Genomic DNA, 21,880 nt, shown 5'->3' with positions numbered 1-21,880 from the left:
TATAAGTTAGTAGAAAAACCGAAAAATGCTGAAGGAAAGTATGAAGAAGGAACGCAAGAGGTAATCTACGTATACGAAAAAGTAGAAGGAAATGTTGTAACGAAATACGTGGATAAGGATGGAAACGAGTTAGTTCCGGGAACGAGTACAACGGATCAAGTAGGAAAAGACTACAAAACAGAGTCAAAGGAGATTCCGGGCTATAAGTTAGTAGAAAAACCGAAAAATGCTGAAGGAAAGTATGAAGAAGGAACGCAAGAGGTAATCTACGTATACGAAAAAGTAGAAGGAAATGTTGTAACGAAATACGTGGATAAGGATGGAAACGAGTTAGTTCCGGGAACGAGTACAACGGATCAAGTAGGAAAAGACTACAAAACAGAGTCAAAGGAGATTCCGGGCTATAAGTTAGTAGAAAAACCGAAAAATGCTGAAGGAAAGTATGAAGAAGGAACGCAAGAGGTAATCTACGTATACGAAAAAGTAGAAGGAAATGTTGTAACGAAATACGTGGATAAGGATGGAAACGAGTTAGTTCCGGGAACGAGTACAACGGATCAAGTAGGAAAAGACTACAAAACAGAGTCAAAGGAGATTCCGGGCTATAAGTTAGTAGAAAAACCGAAAAATGCTGAAGGTAAATATGCAGAGGGAACGAAGGAAGTAACCTATGTATATGAAAAGGTAGGAGAATTGAATTCCTCAAAGGAACCGAAAGGTTCAATCGACCCAAAAGGGCCAATGAAAGATGAATCTCTGAATAAAGAAAAGCATATGTTACCAAACACAGGAGCTAAAGAAGATTCCTTATTCTGGGCAATTTTATGTATCATATCAGGATTATTAATGATTTCTTATAGGACTAAAAAGAATTTCTAACATACGAAAGTTGGAAATATTACTTGTAAATCATTTTTATGATGTAGCAATATAGTTAATTTATTATAACTTAAGGATATGAATTCAATAATAAGTTGAATTCATATCCTTTTAATTTTAAAGTAATTCGAAGGAAACAGAATGGAACATCTGGCTTTTATGATTATAAAAATTGTAATTGATGAAACAAAAGTCCACCTTTTTGAATAAAAGGGATTTTAGTGAAACTATCCAGATAAAAGGACAGAAATTTTATTAAAAGAAAAATAAGTTGAACGTTGGTTTGATATCTAGTATAGTAGTTTAATTTTTAAATTAATAACAGGAATAGAGTTTCTTTTAAATGTATTACTACTGTGTTTTCTGCTGCTGAAATTAAGAAAGGTAATGTTAATGAAACAATATTGGCATAAGCTATCGTTTCTCCAAAAAAATGTATTACTAACGGTATTAGTAATTTTGAGGCTTGTTGGAAGTATGGGGGTGTTGAGTTTTAATATGTTTCAAAATAGTATGATGTCTATATTTGAGGAGCAGTCTTTTGAAACAGGAGATACAGTATTAAATCAATTAATAGTAGATACATATTAAATAGCAGCATCAATGGTGGAAATAGATTTTATGATGGAGCAAAAAGCTTAAATAGCTTTGATAAAAGCGCATCAGAATTTACTCGTATTTTAGAATCGTTGACAGGTAGAAATGATATAAAAGAGACAACACTGAGAGAAATTAAAGATTTGATTGCATCAAGGAACTTATTAAAAAACAACTTAGCTTGGTGTCCGCTATGTTTAAATCAATGGAAAGAAGACGCTTATTATTCATTGATTTGGATGCTGAAAAATATATAAATTTCGAGATATTGTCGTATGGATATCTTTATATCTTGGTGCAAACTGATAACCCAAAACCCCCATATGGAGTAGTGTCTGTACTTAATAAACCATATAGTTTCGTAAAGTAGATAAATCATCCATAAATGTTCACAAAGTATCGTTTGATAAATATATGTTACTTAAAAACTTCAAGTATAATGGCCCTTCTTGGTGCTTTTTAGAGGTTGATTAAGTTAAAATTCTTAGTTTCTTAAGCATTGGAAAACTTATGATTGATTTTTATTATTCTTATAGTTGAAGTCACATGTATGATATGGACCATAATTTTGCCATTGTGGCAAGGTCATGGTTCTTTTTGTTTGTGGCAAAGTTATGGTTCTTTCAATTCCCTTCTCAATGCATCTTGTGTGTTATCCCCTAACGATCACAATTTTATCCCGCTATTTGCTAGGTAGTAAAACTCCCACATCAAAATTCGGCTGAAGCAAAGAAGTTAGGTGGGTGTCGGACTGCCCATAAACACCCGATTGGTGAGGGCTGATAATCAGTGGGGGATGGAAAAAAACCACTGATTAAAGTTTCATTTTATTTAAATCTTCATATATTTTGTGTTTTTGTCTATATCTATTGTAAGATTATATAGAGTTCTCCTAATAAGCTGTTATAATGACTTTTTTTAGGAGTTTAATACTTATAAATCTTAAATTGTTTTTTCAGATAGTTTTTTATCTAACTAAGTTATCTTGAAGTAGAGGTGAACCATCGGTGAGGCAGGTGTTAGTAATTAAGAATGAACGGTCTTTAGCAAAGAAAATCGTAAGCGGTTTAACCGAAGAAGGCCATTTCATTTTAAAACTTCACAATGAAAACGAAGGTTTAAATATAATATATGAACAAGATTGGGATATTATCATATTAGATTGGGATTCATTAAGCATATCCGGGCCAGAAATTTGCAGACAAATACGACTTGTTAAAATGACACCGATCATTATTGTGACTGACAATATTTCTAGTAAGGATTGCGTGGTAGGGTTACAAGCAGGAGCTGATGATTATATAAGAAAACCATTTGCGAAAGAAGAACTAGTAGCAAGGGTGCAAGCTATTTTAAGGAGAAGTGACTGTAACCAGCAACATGAGACAACCTTTTTTCAGTTTAAAGATCTCTTTGTTGATGCATCTAGCAATATTGTGAAAAAAGGTGGTAAAAATCTCTCGCTTACGAAGCGTGAGTACGATTTACTTGTATTTTTAATTAAGAATAAAAATACAATATTGAGCCGTGAAATGCTTTTGAACCAAGTTTGGGGACATAACGTAGTCGTAAATCCAAATGTAGTAGACTTATATATTGGGTATATAAGAAAAAAGTTAAAGTGTGAGAAGAAAAACAGATATATTCAAACGATACATGGCAGAGGATATTCAATGGTTGAATGATAAAAATAAGATAATAGAAAAAACGAGTAAAACGTTTCATTTAGTTTTACTCGTTTTTTTCTTTAAATCAATAATCAAATAGTTTTTGAGAAGTATGAAAAAGATGTAAAAAGTATATTTCTATCAGGCGAGGGATTATGAAAATACTAGCTATTAATGAGCCGGTTTTGTAGGGAAAACCATAGCTAGTCAACATGCCGGACTTCAAATGTTACTTTTGCCATTTAATTTATGCTTGGTTTTTTTTATTCGCACCATTCACAAGATTTTCACAGAATTAATGATTATACTAATTAACAGGATGTTCAATTGAAAATGATTATCAATATTGGTTTAGGCGGATAGCAGTTACTATCTAATTCAACCTATGGACATTATCATTTTCGAAATAAATTACATAATAAGGAGTATACGTATGAAAAAAACTATGCTTTTAAAATTAGTAAGTATTCTAGCAATTTTCACTTTAATGTTAGTAGCTTGCTCAGATTCAGGTAAAGAAACTTCGAAAGCTACTAAAGATAATAGTAGTGATAAGCCAAAAACGGTTGAAATCACTGATGCACATGGAAAGGTTACTGTTCCTGTAAATCCAAAGAATGTAGTTGCTTTAGATAATAGAACGTTTGAAACTTTAGCTGATTGGGGAATTAAATTAGCGGCTGCTCCAAAGGATATCATGCCTGCTGATTCAGCATATAAAAAGGATGAAAAAGTTCAAAATATTGGGAATCACCGTGAACCAAATCTTGAAATTATTGCAGCTGCAAACCCTGACCTTGTAATCGTTGGTCAAAGATTTGCTGATCATTACGAAGAAATCAAAAAATTAGTGCCAAATGCAGCTGTTATTGATCTTAATTTTGATGTTTCTGAGAAATCTACTACGCCTGGAAAAAATTTAGTAGATGGACTTAAAAATTCTACAACTACTTTAGGAAAAATCTTTGATAAAGATAAAGAAGCTAAACAATTAGTAGCTGATTTCGATAAATCTATTGAAAAAGCAAAATCTGCTTATAACGGAAAAGATAAAGTTATGAGTGTTATCGTTACTGGTGGGAATATTGGTTTTGCTGCTCCACATTCTGGTCGTGTTTGGGGACCAATGTATGAAATTTTCGGTTGGACACCAGCATTAGAAGTTTCGAATTCTACTGCAGGTCATAAAGGTGATGACGTTTCTGTTGAAGCTATTGCACAAACAAATCCTGATTGGCTTTTCGTATTAGATCGTGATGCTGCAACATCTGATGCAGCTAAGTCAGCTCCTGCTAAGGATGTTATTTCTAAATCACCAGCTCTTCAAAACACAACTGCTGTTTCTAAAAAACAAGTTGTTTATGCACCAGAAGATACTTACACAAATGAATCAATTCAGACTTATGTAGAGTTATTTGGAAATCTTGCAAAAACTTTAGCTAAGTAGTGTAAAGGGGTACGAAACAGTGTCAAAAAATATGATTTCTAGGGTTGAGAATATTTCTCAACCCCAGTTTTATAATCACAATAAAATATGGACAAAACCTTTTATAATAGCAGTTATAGTTGTTATAATTTTAGGGATTATATCACTGTTTACTGGAGTTTATGATATACGTGGACAAGAGGACGGAATGGAGATGTTTTTCATCACTCGTGTTCCGAGAACAGTTGCATTAATGCTTACTGGAGCTGCAATGGCGATGGCAGGGCTCGTCATGCAATTAATTACACAGAATCGTTTTGTTGAACCGACTACAACGGGGACGATTGAATGGTCAGGCTTAGGCCTGCTTTTTGTGTATTTATTATTTCCTGCCCCGACTTTAGTTCAAAGAATGACTGGTGCAATCATTTTTTCTTTTATAGGAACTATGATTTTCTTTCTATTTTTAAGAAGAGTTAAGCTTCGTTCGTCTTTAATTGTCCCGATTATTGGATTGATGCTCGGAGCAGTTATTTCTGCAGTGTCTACTTTTATGGGACTTCTTTTTCAAATGACGCAAAGTATTGAAACTTGGTTCGTAGGTTCATTTGCTAACATTCAGGTAGGAAGATACGAATATTTATGGCTGATTGTTATCATTACTTTGCTTATTTTTATGTATGCGAATAGATTGACGTTAGCTGGGCTAGGAGAAGATGTCGCAACAAGCCTTGGAGTTAATTACAATCGAATTGTTCTTTTTGGGACTGCTCTTATCTCTGTTGCAGTTGGAATTGTTGCAGCTGTTATTGGGCACTTACCTTTCTTAGGATTAATTGTGCCAAATATTGTTTCCATGTTTAGAGGTGATGATCTTAGAAGTAATTTACCTTGGGTGTGTGTAATCGGAATGGGGACAATAACTGCTTGTGACATCATTTCTCGAACAATTATAAAGCCTTTTGAACTACCTGTTTCTTTAATACTTGCAACAGTGGGAGCGGTTGTGTTTATTACTATTTTATTGAGACAAAGAAAACCAAGGAGGCTACGATGATCACATTAGAATATAAAAATAAAGAAAATGTCGAAATCGATTCTAGCCTTCATAATGAAAGTAGGTCAGCTAGCGCTTTTCGTTCTAAGAAGGAAGCAAGACGTTATTGGATTTTACTGATTACATTGATTGCTTTAGGCCTTCTTTCTTCATATGGACTTTTAGTGTATAACAATCCAGTTCCGATAGATTCACCTTCTTTTATCCCAGTTGTTAAGAGAAGGATAGTAGCTATTGTTGCAATGATTATTGCTGCAGTTTGCCATAGCTTATCGACAGTTGCTTTCCAATCTATTACGAATAATAAGATTATTACTCCTTCACTTTTAGGTTTCGAATCACTTTATTCAGCAATTCAAACGAGTACAGTATTCTTCTTTGGTGCTAGTGCATTGATCAATTTTAATGGAATTGGATCATTTTTATTTCAAGTCGTTGTTATGGTCTTCATGAGTTTGATACTTTATGGATGGTTGCTTTCCGGTAAATACGGGAACTTACAACTTATGCTTTTAGTTGGAATTATTATTGGTACCGGGCTAAATTCTGTGTCAACTTTCATGAGAAAACTACTTGCGCCTTCAGAATTTGATATTTTACAAGCGAGATTATTTGGTTCTGTTAATCATGCAGACCCTGCATATTTTCCTATTGTAATTCCAATGATCATAATTGTAGCGTTATTAATTTTTACTCATTCTAAGAAGTTGAATGTTTTGTCACTAGGAAAGGATGTTGCTACTTCTTTTGGGGTTAAATATCAACCTAGTGTCATTTATACGCTTGTATTAGTAGCTATTTTAATGTCCATTTCAACAGCTCTAATTGGGCCGCTTACTTTCTATGGATTTTTAGTAGCAACTTTGAGTTATCAGGCGGCAGCAACGTATGATCATAGATATATTTTCCCAATGGCTTTTGCGATAGGATTTTTAATAATGACGAGTGCATACTTTTTAATGTATCATGTATTCCATGCTCAAGGTGTAGTTTCAGTTATTATTGAATTGTTTGGTGGAATTATATTCTTAACTATAGTTTTAAGGAAGAGGGCTTTATGATAAAAATTGATAATGTTAAAAAGTTCTATACGGATAAGGTAAAAATAGGACCTTTGGATATTGAAATACCAAAAGCAGGCTTTACTTCTTTAATCGGACCAAATGGTGCTGGAAAGTCAACGACACTTTTAATGATTGGTAGACTTTTAGATATGGACGAAGGTCAAATCCAGGTAGCAAATATGGATGTTTCTGAATCTAAATCAAAAGACTTAGCAAAAGTTTTGACTATATTGCGACAAGAAAATCATTTTGTAACGAGGCTTACTGTTAGACAATTAGTTGGATTCGGGCGCTTTCCTTATTCAAAGGGAAGATTAACGAAAGAGGATGAAGTTATAATTTCTAAATATATTGACTTCCTAGATTTAACTAATTTAGAGAATAGATATTTAGATGAGCTTTCTGGTGGGCAAAGACAAAGGGCATACGTAGCGATGGTATTGTGCCAAGAGACTGAATATGTACTTTTGGACGAGCCGCTAAATAATCTGGATGTTGCTCGATCTGTCCAAATGATGGAGCACTTGAGACGTGCGGCTAATGAATTTGGAAGAACAATTTTGACTGTCATGCATGATATAAATTTTGCGGCTAAATACTCTGATAAAATTTGTGCGATGAAAGATGGACAAATTGCTGCTTTTGGAACAGTAGAAGAAGTTATGGACTCAACACTTTTGACAGATATTTTTGAAACAAGAATAGAAATTATCAAGGGTCCTTATGGGCCGATCGCCGTTTATTAGTTAGAAAATGTATACTGTAGCTGCTGCCTGTATTTTATAGGTAGCAGCTTTTTTTATTGTCCATGATGTTCATTTGTGATGCTTTGAGCGCTCGCAATATGAGGTTGTACTTATAAAAAAGTTTTTTTACACATTGTGAATGCTATTCTCTCATTTTTAAAATGTCGTAATCGAAAGGTCTGATTCATATTATGCTTACAGTGCGATTTTCGGTGTGGTGATATACTATTTATGAGTGTTTGTATTGTCGGTTTTTGTCGGTAAGTCGATATATTTCGAAAATCGCTGATATAATTGGAGTTGCGCTGATATATTTCGAAAATCGCCGATATAATTGGAGTTGCGCTGATATATTTGAAAAATCGCTGATATATTTTGGAGGGGGATAAAAATGATTGTGAAAGAGCGGAAAAAGCCCGTACATTTGCTTCAATTAGAAGCTTTACTTAGAAGATTGCCTGCCCATCATCCAAAAAGGAATGTGGTGGTTGAAAGTCTAGCGAAATTTATGGCTGGCTATAAAGGAGAGCAGGCAATTGAATATCCGCTTAGTTTTCTATCTGAAACAAAATATAGCATTTTACATGACATCAGATTGTTTGATCAGAAACATTATTTCCAAATTGATGCCCTCATAGTTTCCTCATGTTTTCTTCTTTTTCTTGAAATAAAAAATATCATTGGTACGTTAATTTTTGATACAAAGTTTAATCAACTCATTCGAACCGCAGATGGTACTTCTGAAGAAGGTTTTCCAGATCCGCTTTTGCAACTGAAACGGCAAGAGATGCAGCTGAAAAAATGGCTGAGTTTGCATGGTTTATATAATATTCCGATTGAATCTCTCGTTGTAATTAGTTCTCCTCGTACAATTATTAAAACTTCAGATGAAATGCTTCCTAATAAAATTATCCACGGTGCAAATTTACCTAATAGAATCAAACAAATGGAAGGTCAATATAAAGAAGACGTAATTGGTAATGTAGATAGACTCATAAATCAAATTATGAATAAGCACATTCCGCAGCGACAAAATATTCTTGCTCAATATAAAGTGAAAAAAGAGGAATTGCTAAAGGGCGTGCAGTGTGAGGAATGTTTTGCAATGGCAATGTTAAAAGAAAAACAGGGATGGCGTTGCTCAAACTGTAATAGTACGTCTAAACATGCTCATTTACGTGCTTTACAAGACTACACATTTCTGTTTGGAACAATAACTACTAATAGTAAATTGAGGGACTTTCTTAATATGCAATCTAGTTCTGCGGTCAAAAGACTCCTCCAAACAATGAACATCCCCCATACCGGCACTAATAAAGGACGAAAATATGATTTAACTTCTTTCCAATTATAATTTTGCTATAATAAATACGTACTTATACGAAGGGGAGTTTAAAGAGAAAATGAAGTCATTTAATATTGATCATTTTATCGCAAGCGTTTTACAATGGATATTAAATATAGCGTTAATTATATTATCCATTGTCTTATCTATTTTTTTAATTAATGAGACGATTACTTTTATTCAATACATATTTTCAGCGAAGAAGTATACGTCATATAAGTTAGTTGAAAGTATTATTGTCTATTTCTTATACTTCGAGTTCATTGCATTAATTATTAAGTATTTTAAATCGAACTATCATTTCCCGTTACGTTATTTCATCTATATTGGAATTACAGCGTTAATCCGTTTAATTATCGTATCTCATGAGGAACCGATGGAGACGTTATTATACGCAGGAGCAATTCTTGTTTTAGTCATTGCGTTATACATATCGAATATGAGAGATTTGAGAAAAGAGTAGTAGTGCAGACATAAGTTTGCACTACTTTTTTATTTGCAATTTTCCACCCTATAATTAGGGGGCTGTAATCAAATGAATAGTGTCAGGACATTCTAATTTATAAGTTACTTTGTTGTCTTCAATATCTTTTGTGATCTTTTGACATGTATTGTTCGAATATTGAATCTCTTGATTTTCATTATGTTTCTCACTTGTTTTTGTATAGTCAACATCATAATAGACGGAGGTAGATTCCTTTTCTTTTTTTACAGTTAAATCAATAATAATAGGCTCGTTCTTGGTATTAAATTTAGTAATTCTAACGGAATCGTCTTTATTTGAATTATAGTTTTTTACGAAAGTATCTAATTTCTCTATGTTATAAATTTTATCGTTTTTTTCAATAACATCACCACGTTTTTTAGAAGCCTCAAAAGTATATGTCTCTTTTTTATTATTTTTTTTCTCGTTATTAGTACAACCAATAAGAGTAAAAGTAAATAAGGCTAGCGAGATTACAGATAACGCATGCTTTTTATATTGCATTCTCATAGATTCATCTCCTTTTCTTAATTTTTAGAAAAACATTCACAATAATATTTTAGCCTACATGGATCTAGGGTAGGTTAAGGGTAATTTGTTTTTTTATTAACTTACCGTAAATATCTGCATTTTTTTCATTTTTTCGTTAATAAGTTGTAAATTTCGACATTAAATTTTTATATTAGTTTATGATGTTTTTGTAACAAAAAATCTAAAAAGGAGTGATGTGATTCATGTTTAACAAATTTTTTGGGAATCCAAGGGTAAAAAAGATTTGTGGGATTGGGGCATTAGCAACTTTTATAGGTTTTTCGTCTTTAGGGTCAGTTAGTGCAGGTAGTTATGTTGATAAGTATAAACAGTATAATGTTGGATCTAGTGGTGGTTCTTATACAAATAGTGCTGGTTTTTCTGGCGGTGGTAGTGGGAATCTATCAATGATAAGTACTATTAGTAAAGACAAACGTTTAATAGCGATAAAGTTACGCACCAGTATTGAGTCTGGTGACCCTTATATACAAAGTTTTTGGGCGCAAAGTAAAACGAGTTCCAATGTGCACTATCCTTTAAGTGCTTATAATAAAATGTTACGAAATAATCCAGAACCATTTTTGGGACTTAATTTACCCAATGTAACATCTTCTAACTTGCATATAAATACAGATGCTCGTAGTTCTGGAGCTGGTAATGGAGTTCAATACAGATATGTGCAGATCTTTAAATATTAATTTAATATTATGAAAAGGTGGGGATCTAAATGAAATTTAATAAAAAGTTACTAGCTGTGATTTTATTTGGTGGATTAGCTACTAGTATGTGTTTAGTCAGTGGAATGGAAGACAAAGTACAGGCTAGCGAAGAAAAAGTAGAAGCATATGCTTTGAATACAGATAAGGAATTATATAAGTCGGTATCTAAAGATGTAAAGCTTCCTAAGAAAGTAATCTTTAGAGATGAACAGAAAAATCAAGGTATGTTAGAAGAAATAAATTATGGCATTACTAATTTTATGGACAATAGAGCTGGAGAATATATAGCAACATCTCTATCTGAGTCTTCAGAGGGAACAAAATTTTATACTCACAGATACGAGAATAACGATGCTTCTCAAAGAATAACTTTTAATGTAATAGGGACTGAAACAAATATTGATACAACGGGTTATGATACGGAAATTGTAAGACTGAGTAATGGTATAGAAGCAACCTATGCAGAAGGTGATGCAGCTCAAGTCCTGGCATTCAATAGTCCAAAAGATAATTTATATTATGCTTTAATAGGTGAAAAAGATGTAGGTAAGTTTACTACTGAAGAGTTGATTGGAATTGCTAACTCGATAGAATAATAAAAAGAAACAAATTAGAGAAAGAATACCCTGGATTGTGGGTGCTTTAAAAAGGCCTATAATTCAGGGTATTTCTATTTTTATAAGATAGTTTTATTTTTTAACGAGAAGGTCTGTAGAACTGTAATTTAAAACTGGTCTAATCTATGTGGATTTTTTAAAAGTTCAATTAAATTTCTTGTTTGTACTGGTTTATCGCATTAATTATTAAGTATTTTAAATCGAACTATCATTTCCCGTTACGTTATTTCATTTATATCGGAATCACGGCGTTAATTCGTTTAATTATCGTATCTCATGAGGAACCGATGGAGACGTTATTATACGCAGGAGCAATTCTTGTTTTAGTTATTGCGTTATACATATCGAATATGAGAGATTTGAGAAAAGAGTAGTAAAAAACCCCTATATTTAGGGGTTTTTGCTTTATATAATATGAAATCCGATTAATAAAATAACGATGAACGTGATAGCAAATACACCCCACCATAACGTGTGAGTTTGTCCTCTTCTTTTTCTTGCTACGAGAATTTCCATCGACATAATAAGGATAAGAGCGAATACTGCTTTTATCATAGAAATGACAGGGAAGTTTTTAATAACTACCATTCCGATTCCTGAACCTAACATAAGAACATAAAATGCACGTTGACCCCACAGTGTAAATTCTTGTTTGTTAAGCATGTAACTCATAATAAATAAGATGATAAGAATTGCCCATGATCCCGCGTGAATTTGATAAAAAGTATTAAGCATTACAGTTCACTCCCGTATGTATGTTGTTTTTTTGAAAATAGGATTACGAATCCGATAGAAAGCATCGTTATCATGCCGCCTACTATGAAAGATATTGCCCCTTGTGATGTAAATATCATTGTGAAAAATATTGGTCCGATAATTCTTCCTAAACTGTCAAATGAATAATTTAAGCCTGAAATGGTACCGTGGTCGCTTTTTATTTGTTTTGTTAAAAAGGATAGGGTACATGTTCGTACGAGTGCGTTTCCAGCTGTGAAGATGGATAAACAAATACCAGCCCATAGTAAGTTTGTAATGAATGGGATTAAAAATAAGCCTGTTGCAGCGGTGTATAATGCACCTGCAAACAATCCATTTAGGCTTCGTGCGATGTATAAGCCAGTTAAATTATCAATTAGTAAACCTGTTAAGAAAAAACTAATGGAATATCCGAGTATACCAATTAGCAGTACAGGACGCCGACCTGCTCGATCAGAAATCTTTCCCCAAAGTGGAGCAGTTAAGAATGAAGCAAGCGAATAAGAAGATAACAGCATTCCTAAATGATGTGACGGCACATGTAAATTTGTAATGATTTCCGGTAGAACAGGGATAATCATACCGAATCCTAAAAAGATGAAAAATTGAACAACCATTAACGGAACTATATTTCCCTTCATCATATCCTCCTTTCCTCTTATTGTTTAAGTGTCATATGACTAAATAGTCATATGGTTATAATAATGGTTTATTAAAAGTAGTACAATCGATATAATAAAATTGAAACAAATTATTCATAATTTCAAAGTCCAGTTAGGAGAATTAAGAATGTCTATTCGTTATGCATTACTTGGACTACTTTCAAAAAAAGAACAAACTGGTTATGACTTGTATCATACTTTTCAAGAACAACTCATTTATTTTTGGAATTCAAGTCATTCACAAGTGTATAAAGAATTATCAAAAATGGAGCAGGATAACCTGGTTACGTTCGAATATATTTATCAAGAAGGAAGTCCAAATAAAAAAATATATTCTTTGACGAAAGAGGGCGAAAAGGCTCTTGTTGAATGGATTATTCATTCGAAAACGAAGCCTCAACGTATAAAGGATGAGTTTTTATTAAAAGCCTCAAGTTTTAATGTTATTTCAGTAAGTGAAGCTATTTCACTATTACAGAAGATAATTGATAGAGAAACACATGTAATGCGGGAAACTCAAAAATGGAAAGATTATAGTTTTCCGGATCAGTCGTCTATTCGTAAACAGGTGATCGGAGAGTATATTACTGTTGAATATGGAATAAGGTATTCAAAAATGTACATCGACTGGTGTGAATGGGCAATTGAAGTGTTAGAAACATTACGAGAAGAAGAGTAAGAGAAAGTAGTGCAGACATAAGTTTGCACTACTTTTTTATATCTTGACCTTAAAGTTACTTGAAAGTTTACAATGAAATTAGGGCGTTTGAAATTGAAAAAAATTGAGAAATTAAATGAAGAGATTTCTTTTACTTGGAGGTTATAGAAATGAGTCAGGAATTGAAATTGCGTCCATTAGAGCGAGAAGATTTAAAGTTTGTACACGAACTGAATAATAATGCACATATTATGTCGTATTGGTTTGAAGAGCCGTATGAGGCATTCGTGGAGCTGCAAGACTTATACGATAAACATATACATGATCAAAGTGAACGCCGATTTATCGTTGAAAAAGATAATGAAATGGTTGGGTTAGTTGAGTTAGTGGAAATCGATTATATTCACCGTAGAACGGAATTCCAAATTATTATTGATCCGAATTATCAAGGATATGGTTATGCAGCGGAAGCGACGCGTTTAGCGATGGATTACGCTTTTTCTGTACTAAATATGCATAAGATTTATTTAGTGGTGGATAAGGAAAATGAAAAAGCGGTACATGTTTATAAAAAGGTTGGATTTATGGTAGAAGGTGAACTGTTAGATGAGTTTTTCGTTGATGGTAACTATCATAATGCGATAAGAATGTGTATGTTCCAAAAGGCATACTTTGGCACAAAATAACTGATTGGAAGAGCTATAGATAATATTTTATCTATAGCTTTTTTGTCATGCGAACAACAGTGTTTTTATTGCTAAACAATAAATTATTATTGACTTATGATATTACCAGGCTTATTATGATGGTAATAAGATCAGTGAGAATTAAAGGAGAGTATATGATGAAAAACAAATACGTAGTAGCTATTTCTTTCATGATTTTAGCGATTATTTCTTTAACTATACATGCTTCAAACAGTAAGGTAGGAGCGAATGGATTCCTTGAAGAACCTTTCTTTTTCCTAGTACCGATAAGTTATGTATTGTTCCTAAGTGGTATTGGTGTATTATTATTTGGATTTATTACTTCGAAGCTGAAAAAGAGCAATAGATAGGGGCTACCAATAGGGACAAAACACTCACCACGAAATAGAAACATACGATATGGAAGAAAAATCATAAGTGAGTTGAATCATGATGAATCATTATTTTTATAGTGGTAGACAAGTGGGAGCAGCTATTACTTTGGCTGGGGCACAGGGAACTATTCATGCTGTGAATCAAGTGATTCAAATGCAGCAACAAGCACAATTTGCAAAAATGATGCAGGGGCAGTACATGCCGTATTCACAGTTTCCAATGCAAATTGTACATTATAATGTGTATCCAGCTAGTTTCTTTTCCATTCCATATGGCGGGACTTACTTCTTATAAAAAAAAGCGACTAATAAGAGTCGCTTTTTTATATTCCGCCTAGCTTCATTCCAAGGAATGCGAAGAGGATACCCACTATGTAAGTAGCGCTTAAGTATAAAAGGAATGTGCTAAAGTTTTTACGATTGAGAAGCTGAACAGATTCTAGTTTGAACGTCGAAAATGTAGTGAAGGCACCCATAAATCCAGTACCTAATAATAATTGCCAACCTGTAGTGACTCCGTTGCCAATTATATATCCGAGTAAAAACGCTCCTGTTATATTAATGAGAAATGTAGCGATTGGAAAGGAAATCTTATTTCTTTTTTTAAACCAATTGCTAATTGCAAATCGTGTAATCGCACCGAAAAATCCTCCTGTGGCTACTAATAAAGCTTCTATCATAAGTGATCACCTTCCGTAAGATGTTTCTTAAGTAAGAAATCACCTAGTGTATAGCCAAGTCCAGACATAATGAGGCCACCAAGTATGCTGCATGATACATATAAGAAGGCTATGCCCCACTCAAAATGATTAATCAATTGAATAGTCTCTACACTAAATGTTGAAAACGTCGTAAAAGAACCGATGAATCCAGTCCCGATGCCTGTGATTACATCTGAAGGTAAGATGTTGAGCTTAGCGATATACGTAGTCAGCCATGCTAATAAGAAGCATCCGGCTAAGTTAATAAGTAATGTAGCTAGTGGAAATGTATGATGCCAAAATTCATGAATAGTAAGACCTAAATAATAACGAGAAAGGGCTCCTAATATACCGGCAATGCCGACGATAATATAAATCAATTTTCTCACCTCTTTAAATAGCTTGCTCAAAAAAATAGACTCCTACCAGTAGTTATACTGGTAGGAGTCATTAGCTAAGCAGCGTTTATGGCGAACTCCATCGCCTATGATTATTACATATAGTGTACTAAACATTACGCTTGATTTCCAGTGAAGGAGTCGGAGTTTTGATCATTTAAAGGCAAGAATAATTATTTATAAACTAAATATAATGATATAAGGTTTTTGTTGTGATAAAATATTTCGTATGTTGTCATTCAGTTTTAGTTAACTGAAAATAAAGATAATTAAGTTGTGTGTTTTAGAAAAGGGGCGTTTATTTGAAGAAATTATTAAAAATAGTACTTATATGTATTTTAGTAGGGGTGGGAGTGGTAGGTGTTTTTTTAGCGTATATGACACTTACTAAAGAACAGCCTGCTGATGTTATAAGTTTGCAGGTGGAAAATAATAAAGAGCGCGTATTAGCGACAGGAAATGAATTTAAAGTTACAACATTTAATATTGGATATGCTGGATTAGATAAGGATCAAGATTTCTTTATGGATGGGGGAAAGGGATCTGGTTCAAGTAGTAAAGAGCAAACGGAAGTTAACCTAAAGAATATGCTTTCGTTTTTACAAAATGAGAATAGTGATTTTGCGTTATTACAAGAAGTTGATATAAAATCAATGCGGTCTTTTGATGTAAATGGGCATGAATTTTTGAAAAAAGGATTACCTGATTATGCTTCGTCGTTCGGAAAGAACTACGATACAAAATGGGTTCCCGTTCCAATTACAAGTCCAATGGGATATGCGGAGGCTGGATTAAGTACATTTTCTAAATATACAGTTCAAACAGCGAAGAGATTCCAGCTCCCTGGAATGGAGCCTTGGCCGAAGCGTTTATTCGATTTAGATCGAGCGATTGTTGAACATACAATCCCTGTTAATAATGGAAAGCATGTTAGACTTGTAAACTTACATTTGTCTGCGTACGATGAAGGCGGGAAAATTAGAAAACAGCAAGTAGAATATTTAAAAGCATATATGAACAAGCATTATGAAAAAGGTGATTACGTAATAATGGGCGGAGATTGGAATCAATTAGTTTCTGACGTTCAATTAAGTGATCCGAAGTTTGTGAAGGAGCGTCCTGACTGGTTAGTAGAGTTACCGAAGGACTTTACTGATGGTGGCTTTAAATGGGCTGTAGATCCGTCTGTGATGACGGTGAGAGACGATGTGAAGAAATATGTAGAAGGTGAAAACTTCGTCACGATTATTGATGGCTTTATCGTTTCACCGAATGTTGAGATTGTAGATGTGCAAGGAAAAGATTTAAAGTTTGAGAATAGTGATCATAACCCAGTGAGTGCGGTATTTAAGTTGAAGTAATTAAAGGCAGAAGGTGGGACTGTATATATGGAATGGTTAAAGAAAACTTGTTTTTCTAACCTGGAGAAAGAATCACAGAAAAATCATTTATTGCTGTTTATTACGATTTGTAGTTTCTTCCTTGGAATCATCGCGATTGGGTATTACGGATATATTTTTACAGAGAGAGCAATCGCGTTTTGGGTTTGTGGTATTTCTGTCGTTGTATTTGGAACGCTTTTTACTTTTATAAAAAGTATGGAATCAATGTATAAATACATCATGACGTTTATGTTGCTTATGATGTCTTTCATTATGGTACAAGCATTTAATGAAAGCCCGGCTGTATTTCAAATGGTTTATTTTACACTAGCGGTTTCACTTATTTATTTAAGTGAGCGTCTCGTTGTAATTCTCGGCGGAGTGGCAGTTGTTCTTACATTTATCCTTTGTAGTTATTGGCCGGAGCAATTTTTTGCTTATACAGCTGCATCTGAAGCTGCAAACTTCGCAAGCTTGTTAGCGATCGTAACAATCGCTATGTGGGGCGTCACGAAAATTGGTTCTAACCTACTGGCTCGTTTAAGTGATGAGAAGCAAGAAGTAATGAGAAAAGCTCAGGAGTTAGAAGAAACGCAAAGACTTATTGAGGAAACAGTTGTGAAACTAGATAGTAATTTCAATTGTTTAAGAGAAAATATGAATACATCGATGGAGTCGATGAGTGACATTAATTTTGCTTTTGAAGAGGTGGCAGTTGGTACACAATCACAATCAGAGATGATGTCACGTTCAGTAGAAGTATTGAACGATATGGAAGGAAATATTGAACAAATCATTTCTCAAGTAAGAAATGCATCCATTCGTGTGGATGAAAGCTTAGAGATTTCAAAGGATAGTGTACATACTTTAAGAAACTTTGAAGCAAATATGAAAAGTTTAAATGATGTTGTTTCACAATCAGGAGTTATATTTAGAGATTTAATGATGCAATCGAAGCAAATTAATGAGATTGTAGATGTAATAACGAATATTTCAAGTCAGACGAGTTTACTAGCTTTAAATGCAAATATTGAAGCTGCAAGAGCAGGCGAACATGGAAAAGGATTTGCGATTGTAGCGAATGAAGTATTAAAGCTTGCAGAAGAATCGAATCGTTCTGCGGGAAGAATTCAAGGGATTTTGAAGGAGTTTAGTAATCAAGCAAGTAAGGTAGAAGTGCAGGTAGAGAAATCAGAAAGAGTACAAGAAGAGTGTAACGAAATGTTAGCAAGTGTTTTAACAAATGTAACGGATTTAGGAAAGTTTATTGATGCAATTAATGATGTAATGAGAGAAATTGTTGGTCATCAAGAAAATTTCCAAGTTAAAACGACGAATATCGTAAAGGATGTTACACATGCTTCTAATGTAATTCAGCAAACTTCTGCGGCGACAGAAGAAGTGTTAGCAAGTGTGGAAGAAGAAAAACATCGAAATGATACATCGGTGAAGACATTACATACTGTTAGCGAGCAAGTGAAATTGTTAGAAGATATTTTAGAAAAGTAATATCACTTAAAAAGAGCACAACGTGTGCTCTTTTTTCATTTAAAAGAAGACTTGCTCGGATTTTAATTGCTTTTCTGCTCGTTTTCTGCCAAGCTTAAGGAGATAAAATTCAGCTAATAGCGGAATTAAAATACTTCAAAGAAAGAATTAAATAGGTGACGCATATGATCGAAGTTAAGACTTCTGAACTTAGTGATGGAGAATTTAATAGAGGTGTATTTGCAACTCGTGATATTAAAAAAGGTGAGTTGATACACGCAGCGCCAGTTATCTCTTATCCGAATGAACAGCATGAACACATTGAGAAAACATTACTTGCTGACTACGCATTTGAGTATGGGATTAATCATACGGCAATCCTTTTAGGATACGGTATGTTATTCAATCATTCATATACACCGAATGCAACGTATGATATTGTCTTTGAGAACCATACGTTTAACTTCTATGCTTATAAAGATATAAAAGCGGGAGAAGAAATCTTAATCAATTATAATGGTGAAGTGGATAACGATGAACTGCTATGGTTTGATAAAGAAAAAGAAGAGAACGAAAAGTAATTTAAAATAAGTAATGAAAAGGATGCTTTTACATAGGTAAAAGCATCCTTTTTGTTGATGAAAATAAAGTAAAGATTACAAAAAAATACCACTTTATTTTCATGTGGTATAGTAAGATACTGAAGGGTAGTGTTTTGAAAAAGTAATATATTTTACAAATTGTTGTCTTTCTGATGACATGTCAAGTTTAGTAGCCCATTTGGGTTGCTTTATTATGCAATATATATTTTAATATGAGTGGCACCTCTTATAAATTAAGAGGTTAATAGGTGTCTCGAATTGATTTTGGGTACACTGTATCCACCACTTTAGGTTCGTTCATGTATGTGGGGATATTATGGGCCCGTATAACGGGATAAAAAGAATATAGAAATAGAGGAATCGTAAAATGAATATGCAAGAGGTTTATGAATATTTAAGTACGGTATTGCCTGAAGGTCATGTGAAACAAGATGAAATGTTAAAGAATCATACGCATATTAAAGTTGGTGGAAAAGCAGATGTGTTCGTTGCACCGACAAATTATGATGAAATTCAAGAAGTTATTAAATATGCTAACAAATATAATATTCCAGTTACGTTTTTAGGGAACGGATCGAATGTCATTATTAAAGACGGTGGAATTCGCGGGATTACAGTAAGTTTAATTCATATTACAGGTGTTACTGTAACAGGAACGACAATTGTAGCACAGTGCGGTGCAGCAATTATTGACGTATCACGTATTGCGTTAGACCATAACTTAACGGGTCTTGAGTTCGCCTGTGGTATTCCAGGCTCAGTTGGCGGAGCATTATATATGAATGCAGGTGCATACGGCGGTGAAATTTCGTATGTATTAACAGAAGCTGTTGTAATGACAGGTGATGGAGAGCTACGTACTTTGACGAAAGAAGCATTTGAATTTGGATATCGTAAGAGTGTATTTGCGAACAACCATTACATTATTCTGGAAGCGAGATTTGAACTTGAAGAAGGTGTATATGAAGAAATTAAAGCAAAAATGGATGATTTAACGTTTAAACGTGAGTCAAAACAACCTCTAGAATATCCTTCATGTGGTAGCGTATTTAAACGCCCACCAAATAACTTTGCTGGTAAATTGATTCAAGAATCAGGGCTACAAGGTAAGCGAATTGGTGGAGTGGAAGTTTCTTTAAAACACGCTGGATTTATGGTAAATGTTGATAACGGAACAGCACAAGATTACATCGATTTAATTCACTTCGTACAAAAAACAGTTGAAGAAAAATTTGGCGTGAAGTTAGAGCGTGAAGTAAGGATTATTGGAGAAGATAAAGAATAATATATACGTATGAAGTTGCGAATTATTTTAAAATAATATTTGGGTATTGTTGACAATTTGTTTTCAATTCAATATAATGGCTAATAATTTAACAAATAACATACGTTGAAAGAGCCCAGTAGCAGTTTGTCACTGTTAACGAGAGAGCTAGGGGATGCTGGAACCTAGCACAAACAAACTTGCGAATTACACTCTGGAGTATCTTAGGTAATGCTAAGCGGATTGGCAATCGATATTATTGCTAAGAGTGGTATGAGTAGCTATGCTATTTATACAAACTGGGTGGTAACACGGTGAATAATCGTCCCTATGTCATAGACATAGGGATTTTTTGTTTTTAAAAAATAAAGGGGATGACAAAAGATGAATATCATTGATGAATTAGAATGGCGCGGTGCTGTTAATCAGCAGACTGACGAAGAAGGTTTACGTAAGCTAGTAGAAGAGAAAAAGATTTCGCTATACTGCGGAGTTGATCCGACTGGTGATAGTATGCATATCGGACATTTGATTCCATTTATGATGATGAAAAGATTCCAGTTAGCCGGCCATCATCCAGTTATTTTAATTGGCGGCGCAACAGGAACAATTGGTGATCCGAGTGGACGTCAATCAGAACGTCAACTGCAAACGTTAGAAGTAGTTCAGCATAATGTGGATGCATTAACGGCGCAAATGAAAAAGCTATTTGATTTTGGCGGAAATAGCGAAGTGAAGATGGTAAATAACTACGACTGGACACATGAAATAAATATTATTGAGTTTTTACGTGATTACGGGAAAAACTTTAGCATTAATAGCATGTTAGCAAAAGACATCGTAGCAAGTCGTTTAGATACAGGAATTTCTTTCACAGAATTTACGTACCAAATCTTGCAAGCGATGGACTTTCATCATTTATACACGAAAGAAGATGTTCAACTGCAAATTGGCGGTAGTGACCAATGGGGAAATATTACGAGTGGTTTAGATTTAATTCGTAAGTTAGAAGGGCACGAAGCAAAAGTATTCGGATTGACGATTCCGTTACTATTGAAATCAGATGGTACGAAGTTTGGTAAATCAGCAGGTGGTGCAGTTTGGCTTGATCCTGAAAAAACAACACCATTTGAATTTTACCAGTTCTGGGTGAATACCGATGACCGTGATGTCGTTAAATACTTAAAATACTTTACGTTCTTAACGAAAGAGCGCATCGATGAGTTGGCAGCGAAGGTAGAAACGGAGCCTCATAAACGTGAAGCACAAAAAGTATTAGCGGAAGAAATGACGAAATTCGTTCATGGAGAGGAAGCATTGCTGCAAGCTGTGAAAATTACAGCAGCGTTATTTAGCGGAGATATTAAATCGTTAACAGCTGATGAAATTGAGCAAGGCTTTAAAGAAATGCCAACATTCCAGTCTTCAAAAGAGACGAAAAACATCGTAGAATGGCTAGTTGATTTAGGAATTGAACCTTCTAGACGACAAGCGCGTGAAGATATTAATAACGGAGCTATTTCTATGAATGGCGAAAAAGTAACGGATGTAGGTACGGATGTTACGGTAGAAAATTCCTTTGATGGACGATTTATTATTATTCGTAAAGGGAAGAAGAACTACAGCCTTGTGAAGTTAGGATAATGAAGAAGGTGGAAAAATTATATCGGCGATTTTCGAAATATATCAGCGATTTTCCCGATATATCGATTTACCGACAAAAAGCGTCAATAAAGCTGTTCCGAACGGGACAGCT

25 protein-coding genes, 2 pseudogenes, 1 riboswitch and 1 other annotated feature are annotated in these 21,880 nt (G+C 34.0%); of the genes and pseudogenes, 22 read left to right on the top strand and 5 right to left on the bottom strand.

The features are described 5' to 3' along the window. The 10 genes and pseudogenes from ACVWY7_RS09000 to psiE all read left to right on the top strand — a co-directional run. The coding region (locus ACVWY7_RS09000) for a MucBP domain-containing protein (RefSeq protein WP_456523755.1) at nucleotides 1-879 on the top strand (879 nt) is incomplete at its 5' end. Nucleotides 880-1,266: 387 nt separating this feature from the next. Then, nucleotides 1,267-1,452: pseudogene (locus ACVWY7_RS08995) on the top strand (methyl-accepting chemotaxis protein); the annotation flags it as partial. Nucleotides 1,453-1,568: 116 nt separating this feature from the next. Further along, a complete protein-coding gene (locus ACVWY7_RS08990; RefSeq protein WP_429661723.1) occupies nucleotides 1,569-1,733 on the top strand; it encodes a TniQ family protein in 165 nt (54 codons plus the stop codon). A 750-nt stretch (nucleotides 1,734-2,483) separates the two neighbouring features. Beyond that, entirely contained in the window at nucleotides 2,484-3,161 is a 678-nt protein-coding gene (locus ACVWY7_RS08985) for a response regulator transcription factor (protein ID WP_001250250.1), read from the top strand. A gap of 415 nt (nucleotides 3,162-3,576) precedes the next feature. Next, nucleotides 3,577-4,590: a siderophore ABC transporter substrate-binding protein gene (locus ACVWY7_RS08980; protein ID WP_000753442.1), complete on the top strand. Its 1,014-nt coding sequence runs from the start codon at nucleotides 3,577-3,579 to the stop codon at nucleotides 4,588-4,590. 19 nt (nucleotides 4,591-4,609) lie between these two features. Then, nucleotides 4,610-5,626 (top strand): ABC transporter permease, encoded by a 1,017-nt coding sequence (locus ACVWY7_RS08975; protein ID WP_073524331.1) that lies wholly within the window; start codon nucleotides 4,610-4,612, stop codon nucleotides 5,624-5,626. Then, a complete protein-coding gene (locus tag ACVWY7_RS08970; protein ID WP_000631235.1) occupies nucleotides 5,623-6,687 on the top strand; it encodes an iron chelate uptake ABC transporter family permease subunit in 1,065 nt (354 codons plus the stop codon). Before ACVWY7_RS08975 ends, ACVWY7_RS08970 begins: the two co-directional genes overlap by 4 nt. After that, nucleotides 6,684-7,436: a siderophore ABC transporter ATP-binding protein gene (locus ACVWY7_RS08965; RefSeq protein WP_000590068.1), complete on the top strand. Its 753-nt coding sequence runs from the start codon at nucleotides 6,684-6,686 to the stop codon at nucleotides 7,434-7,436. The genes ACVWY7_RS08970 and ACVWY7_RS08965 overlap by 4 nt, the downstream gene beginning before the upstream one ends. Before the next feature lie 391 nt (nucleotides 7,437-7,827). Then, nucleotides 7,828-8,790, top strand: coding sequence for a nuclease-related domain-containing protein (locus ACVWY7_RS08960; RefSeq protein ID WP_456523754.1), 963 nt, complete (start codon nucleotides 7,828-7,830; stop codon nucleotides 8,788-8,790). Nucleotides 8,791-8,839: 49 nt separating this feature from the next. Next, a complete protein-coding gene (gene psiE / locus ACVWY7_RS08955; RefSeq protein WP_000834704.1) occupies nucleotides 8,840-9,244 on the top strand; it encodes a phosphate-starvation-inducible protein PsiE in 405 nt (134 codons plus the stop codon). Between the two features lie 54 nt (nucleotides 9,245-9,298). Here the strand turns inward: psiE and ACVWY7_RS08950 are convergent, their stop codons facing one another. Continuing rightward, nucleotides 9,299-9,775, bottom strand: a complete 477-nt coding sequence (locus ACVWY7_RS08950) for a DUF4362 domain-containing protein (protein ID WP_144508284.1) — start codon at nucleotides 9,773-9,775, stop codon at nucleotides 9,299-9,301. Nucleotides 9,776-9,999: 224 nt separating this feature from the next. Between ACVWY7_RS08950 and ACVWY7_RS08945 the strand changes: the two genes are divergently transcribed. The 3 genes and pseudogenes from ACVWY7_RS08945 to ACVWY7_RS08935 form a co-directional block, all read left to right on the top strand. Beyond that, nucleotides 10,000-10,494 carry a hypothetical protein gene (locus ACVWY7_RS08945; protein ID WP_000482098.1) on the top strand — a complete coding sequence of 165 codons (495 nt, stop codon included), beginning with the start codon at nucleotides 10,000-10,002 and terminating at the stop codon, nucleotides 10,492-10,494. Between the two features lie 29 nt (nucleotides 10,495-10,523). Further along, the gene (locus ACVWY7_RS08940) at nucleotides 10,524-11,111 is read left to right on the top strand and encodes a DUF4367 domain-containing protein (RefSeq protein WP_000671225.1); all 588 of its coding nucleotides are present in this window, start codon (nucleotides 10,524-10,526) and stop codon (nucleotides 11,109-11,111) included. 191 nt (nucleotides 11,112-11,302) lie between these two features. Beyond that, nucleotides 11,303-11,506: pseudogene (locus ACVWY7_RS08935) on the top strand (phosphate-starvation-inducible PsiE family protein); the annotation flags it as partial. Nucleotides 11,507-11,537: 31 nt separating this feature from the next. On the opposite strand, the gene ACVWY7_RS08930 reads toward ACVWY7_RS08935, so the two are convergent. Together ACVWY7_RS08930 and ACVWY7_RS08925 are read right to left on the bottom strand one after the other, a co-directional pair. Further along, the gene (locus tag ACVWY7_RS08930) at nucleotides 11,538-11,867 is read right to left on the bottom strand and encodes a DUF1516 family protein (protein WP_000935275.1); all 330 of its coding nucleotides are present in this window, start codon (nucleotides 11,865-11,867) and stop codon (nucleotides 11,538-11,540) included. Beyond that, nucleotides 11,867-12,529: an MFS transporter gene (locus ACVWY7_RS08925; protein WP_000677989.1), complete on the bottom strand. Its 663-nt coding sequence runs from the start codon at nucleotides 12,527-12,529 to the stop codon at nucleotides 11,867-11,869. The genes ACVWY7_RS08930 and ACVWY7_RS08925 overlap by 1 nt, the downstream gene beginning before the upstream one ends. Nucleotides 12,530-12,677: 148 nt before the next feature. Between ACVWY7_RS08925 and ACVWY7_RS08920 the strand changes: the two genes are divergently transcribed. The 4 genes from ACVWY7_RS08920 (at nucleotide 12,678) to ACVWY7_RS08905 (ending at nucleotide 14,584) form a co-directional block, all read left to right on the top strand. Beyond that, the gene (locus ACVWY7_RS08920) at nucleotides 12,678-13,229 is read left to right on the top strand and encodes a PadR family transcriptional regulator (protein WP_000027914.1); all 552 of its coding nucleotides are present in this window, start codon (nucleotides 12,678-12,680) and stop codon (nucleotides 13,227-13,229) included. Between the two features lie 149 nt (nucleotides 13,230-13,378). Beyond that, nucleotides 13,379-13,894, top strand: coding sequence for a spermidine N1-acetyltransferase (gene speG / locus ACVWY7_RS08915; protein ID WP_000076824.1), 516 nt, complete (start codon nucleotides 13,379-13,381; stop codon nucleotides 13,892-13,894). Between the two features lie 119 nt (nucleotides 13,895-14,013). Then, nucleotides 14,014-14,265 (top strand): DUF3955 domain-containing protein, encoded by a 252-nt coding sequence (locus tag ACVWY7_RS08910; protein ID WP_131371133.1) that lies wholly within the window; start codon nucleotides 14,014-14,016, stop codon nucleotides 14,263-14,265. A 79-nt stretch (nucleotides 14,266-14,344) separates the two neighbouring features. Beyond that, a complete protein-coding gene (locus tag ACVWY7_RS08905; protein WP_000980967.1) occupies nucleotides 14,345-14,584 on the top strand; it encodes a DUF3947 family protein in 240 nt (79 codons plus the stop codon). 28 nt (nucleotides 14,585-14,612) lie between these two features. On the opposite strand, the gene crcB (ACVWY7_RS08900) is transcribed toward ACVWY7_RS08905, so the two are convergent. Together crcB (ACVWY7_RS08900) and crcB (ACVWY7_RS08895) are read right to left on the bottom strand one after the other, a co-directional pair. Further along, a complete protein-coding gene (crcB, locus tag ACVWY7_RS08900) occupies nucleotides 14,613-14,969 on the bottom strand; it encodes a fluoride efflux transporter CrcB (RefSeq protein ID WP_000568573.1) in 357 nt (118 codons plus the stop codon). Next, the gene (crcB, locus tag ACVWY7_RS08895; protein WP_000639322.1) at nucleotides 14,966-15,370 is read right to left on the bottom strand and encodes a fluoride efflux transporter CrcB; all 405 of its coding nucleotides are present in this window, start codon (nucleotides 15,368-15,370) and stop codon (nucleotides 14,966-14,968) included. The genes crcB (ACVWY7_RS08900) and crcB (ACVWY7_RS08895) overlap by 4 nt, the downstream gene beginning before the upstream one ends. Before the next feature lie 54 nt (nucleotides 15,371-15,424). Then, nucleotides 15,425-15,484: riboswitch (Fluoride riboswitch) on the bottom strand. 206 nt (nucleotides 15,485-15,690) lie between these two features. On the opposite strand from crcB (ACVWY7_RS08895), the gene ACVWY7_RS08890 reads away from it, so the two are divergent. The 5 genes from ACVWY7_RS08890 to tyrS all read left to right on the top strand — a co-directional run bounded on the left by ACVWY7_RS08890 (nucleotide 15,691) and on the right by tyrS (nucleotide 21,768). Further along, nucleotides 15,691-16,749 (top strand): endonuclease/exonuclease/phosphatase family protein, encoded by a 1,059-nt coding sequence (locus ACVWY7_RS08890; RefSeq protein WP_073524321.1) that lies wholly within the window; start codon nucleotides 15,691-15,693, stop codon nucleotides 16,747-16,749. A 27-nt stretch (nucleotides 16,750-16,776) separates the two neighbouring features. After that, nucleotides 16,777-18,279 carry a DUF4077 domain-containing protein gene (locus tag ACVWY7_RS08885; protein WP_073524319.1) on the top strand — a complete coding sequence of 501 codons (1,503 nt, stop codon included), beginning with the start codon at nucleotides 16,777-16,779 and terminating at the stop codon, nucleotides 18,277-18,279. Nucleotides 18,280-18,443: 164 nt separating this feature from the next. Next, the gene (locus tag ACVWY7_RS08880; protein ID WP_000573649.1) at nucleotides 18,444-18,839 is read left to right on the top strand and encodes an SET domain-containing protein; all 396 of its coding nucleotides are present in this window, start codon (nucleotides 18,444-18,446) and stop codon (nucleotides 18,837-18,839) included. Nucleotides 18,840-19,227: 388 nt separating this feature from the next. Then, nucleotides 19,228-20,145: a UDP-N-acetylmuramate dehydrogenase gene (gene murB, locus ACVWY7_RS08875; RefSeq protein WP_001057090.1), complete on the top strand. Its 918-nt coding sequence runs from the start codon at nucleotides 19,228-19,230 to the stop codon at nucleotides 20,143-20,145. Nucleotides 20,146-20,241: 96 nt separating this feature from the next. Continuing rightward, nucleotides 20,242-20,457 (top strand) — a binding site (T-box leader). A 51-nt stretch (nucleotides 20,458-20,508) separates the two neighbouring features. After that, entirely contained in the window at nucleotides 20,509-21,768 is a 1,260-nt protein-coding gene (gene tyrS, locus ACVWY7_RS08870) for a tyrosine--tRNA ligase (RefSeq protein ID WP_001021104.1), read from the top strand. The last annotated feature ends 112 nt before the right edge of the window (nucleotides 21,769-21,880 follow it).

It is taken from the genome of Bacillus sp. TE9106W, assembly GCF_054062215.1.
Note: the sequence above shows the minus strand (reverse complement) of the source record. Positions and strands in the feature narration are given on the sequence as shown.

Excerpts from the sequence above, each read along its gene's own strand:
- speG (WP_000076824.1), top strand. The coding sequence starts at position 13,379 with ATGAGTCAGGAATTGAAATTGCGTCCATTAGAGCGAGAAGATTTAAAG.
- tyrS (WP_001021104.1), top strand. The coding sequence starts at position 20,509 with ATGAATATCATTGATGAATTAGAATGGCGCGGTGCTGTTAATCAGCAG.
- ACVWY7_RS08950 (WP_144508284.1), bottom strand. The coding sequence starts at position 9,775 with ATGAGAATGCAATATAAAAAGCATGCGTTATCTGTAATCTCGCTAGCC.
- ACVWY7_RS08945 (WP_000482098.1), top strand. The coding sequence starts at position 10,000 with ATGTTTAACAAATTTTTTGGGAATCCAAGGGTAAAAAAGATTTGTGGG.
- ACVWY7_RS08925 (WP_000677989.1), bottom strand. The coding sequence starts at position 12,529 with ATGAAGGGAAATATAGTTCCGTTAATGGTTGTTCAATTTTTCATCTTT.
- ACVWY7_RS08885 (WP_073524319.1), top strand. The coding sequence starts at position 16,777 with ATGGAATGGTTAAAGAAAACTTGTTTTTCTAACCTGGAGAAAGAATCA.
- psiE (WP_000834704.1), top strand. The coding sequence starts at position 8,840 with ATGAAGTCATTTAATATTGATCATTTTATCGCAAGCGTTTTACAATGG.
- ACVWY7_RS08910 (WP_131371133.1), top strand. The coding sequence starts at position 14,014 with ATGGTAATAAGATCAGTGAGAATTAAAGGAGAGTATATGATGAAAAAC.
- murB (WP_001057090.1), top strand. The coding sequence starts at position 19,228 with ATGAATATGCAAGAGGTTTATGAATATTTAAGTACGGTATTGCCTGAA.
- ACVWY7_RS08905 (WP_000980967.1), top strand. The coding sequence starts at position 14,345 with ATGATGAATCATTATTTTTATAGTGGTAGACAAGTGGGAGCAGCTATT.
- ACVWY7_RS08880 (WP_000573649.1), top strand. The coding sequence starts at position 18,444 with ATGATCGAAGTTAAGACTTCTGAACTTAGTGATGGAGAATTTAATAGA.
- ACVWY7_RS08965 (WP_000590068.1), top strand. The coding sequence starts at position 6,684 with ATGATAAAAATTGATAATGTTAAAAAGTTCTATACGGATAAGGTAAAA.
- ACVWY7_RS08930 (WP_000935275.1), bottom strand. The coding sequence starts at position 11,867 with ATGCTTAATACTTTTTATCAAATTCACGCGGGATCATGGGCAATTCTT.
- ACVWY7_RS08970 (WP_000631235.1), top strand. The coding sequence starts at position 5,623 with ATGATCACATTAGAATATAAAAATAAAGAAAATGTCGAAATCGATTCT.
- ACVWY7_RS08980 (WP_000753442.1), top strand. The coding sequence starts at position 3,577 with ATGAAAAAAACTATGCTTTTAAAATTAGTAAGTATTCTAGCAATTTTC.
- ACVWY7_RS08920 (WP_000027914.1), top strand. The coding sequence starts at position 12,678 with ATGTCTATTCGTTATGCATTACTTGGACTACTTTCAAAAAAAGAACAA.
- crcB (WP_000568573.1), bottom strand. The coding sequence starts at position 14,969 with ATGATAGAAGCTTTATTAGTAGCCACAGGAGGATTTTTCGGTGCGATT.
- ACVWY7_RS08960 (WP_456523754.1), top strand. The coding sequence starts at position 7,828 with ATGATTGTGAAAGAGCGGAAAAAGCCCGTACATTTGCTTCAATTAGAA.
- ACVWY7_RS08940 (WP_000671225.1), top strand. The coding sequence starts at position 10,524 with ATGAAATTTAATAAAAAGTTACTAGCTGTGATTTTATTTGGTGGATTA.